General features: G+C 45.6%; 1 protein-coding gene and 2 pseudogenes. 2 read left to right on the top strand and 1 reads right to left on the bottom strand.

Annotated elements, in window-relative coordinates; genetic code table 11:
* The first annotated feature begins 38 nt into the window (after window positions 1-38).
* A complete protein-coding gene (flgM, locus tag R7R78_RS24340) occupies window positions 39-356 on the top strand; it encodes a flagellar biosynthesis anti-sigma factor FlgM (protein ID WP_005453996.1) in 318 nt (105 codons plus the stop codon).
* 26 nt (window positions 357-382) lie between these two features.
* A pseudogene (locus R7R78_RS24335) lies at window positions 383-808 on the top strand (flagella synthesis protein FlgN).
* A gap of 117 nt (window positions 809-925) precedes the next feature.
* Here R7R78_RS24335 and flgP read toward each other — a convergent pair.
* Window positions 926-1,109: pseudogene (gene flgP, locus R7R78_RS24330) on the bottom strand (flagellar assembly lipoprotein FlgP); the annotation flags it as partial.

Below are 1,109 nucleotides of genomic sequence, written 5' to 3'. Positions count from 1 at the left end.
CTGGATACCAGTATTACGATACAAGGCAAAGGTTAAACATGGCAGGTATAGATAATATACGTTCAGGGCAAATGATGTCGACGACCAGTCGCGCGCCTGCACGTAACGATTCAAGTGCGACATCAAGCGCAACTGAATCGAAAAAAGCGCCAGCTCAACAAGACGCTGTATCGCTAAGCCAACAAAGTAAAGCCGTCAGCAAACTCCAAAAGGATATGGCAGCTTCTCCGGCTTACGACAGTGCGAAAGTAGCGGCAATCAAAGAAGCAATCGCAAACGGTTCATACCGCGTTGACCCAGAAAAGCTGGCCGACAATATGATCAAGTTTGAAAACGAATTGCAAGGCAAAAGCTAACTGACTTAGGCCCAAGGTAAGTATTTATGGCAGCATTAGTCGATCTCGTAAACTTTCAACTAGAAAATGCTAAGGCACTTTCTACTGTTTTACGTCAGTAAACACAGGCGATTACTTCGCGTGTCTCTTCTGAAATCGAAAGCATCGCCAAACAAAAAATGACACTCATTGATCAGCTAAGAACCACTGATCAGCGAATTGCCTCTCACCCGCATGTCAATCAACTTACCGAAGATGAGCACCTAAGTCAGGTTGTAGCCCAAATCCAATCCATCGTGCTGGACTGTCAACAAGTCAATCGCGTGAATGGAGAATCCCTCAGCCGCGCTCAATTGAGTTTTAACAAGCTCAATAACATGCTTCAACACACTCACGGCAAGATCGGTATGACCTACAATGCCGGCGGCAAAACCCACACCATTTCAACGCTAGGCACCAATATTAAAGCCTAACGCTCTAGCCTCTCCTTCCTCATTAGGCAAAGCCATCAAATCAACCCATAAAAAAAGCGACCAATTGTTGCCAATTAGCCGCTCGAAAAGATTATCTGTTTATTTAGTGAAGTGGTTTTAGAACAAGGTTTGCTGACGCTTCTCAGGCACTTGTTGAACTTCACCGTAATCGCGTAGCTTATCCATCTTACGGATATCCAAACGTAACTCTGTTACGTAACTGTCTTCAACTAAGTAACTGCGCACGACCTCTGCACCGCGAATCACGCCATCGACCGCGCCACTCGTGCTTTCAATGCCA

It is taken from the genome of Vibrio sp. 2134-1 (genome assembly GCF_033339495.1).
This window is presented reverse-complemented; position numbering and strand designations above follow the sequence as displayed.

What these genes read in the sequence shown, in the direction of transcription:
- flgM (WP_005453996.1), top strand. Translation starts at nt 39, where the DNA reads ATGGCAGGTATAGATAATATACGTTCAGGGCAAATGATGTCGACGACC.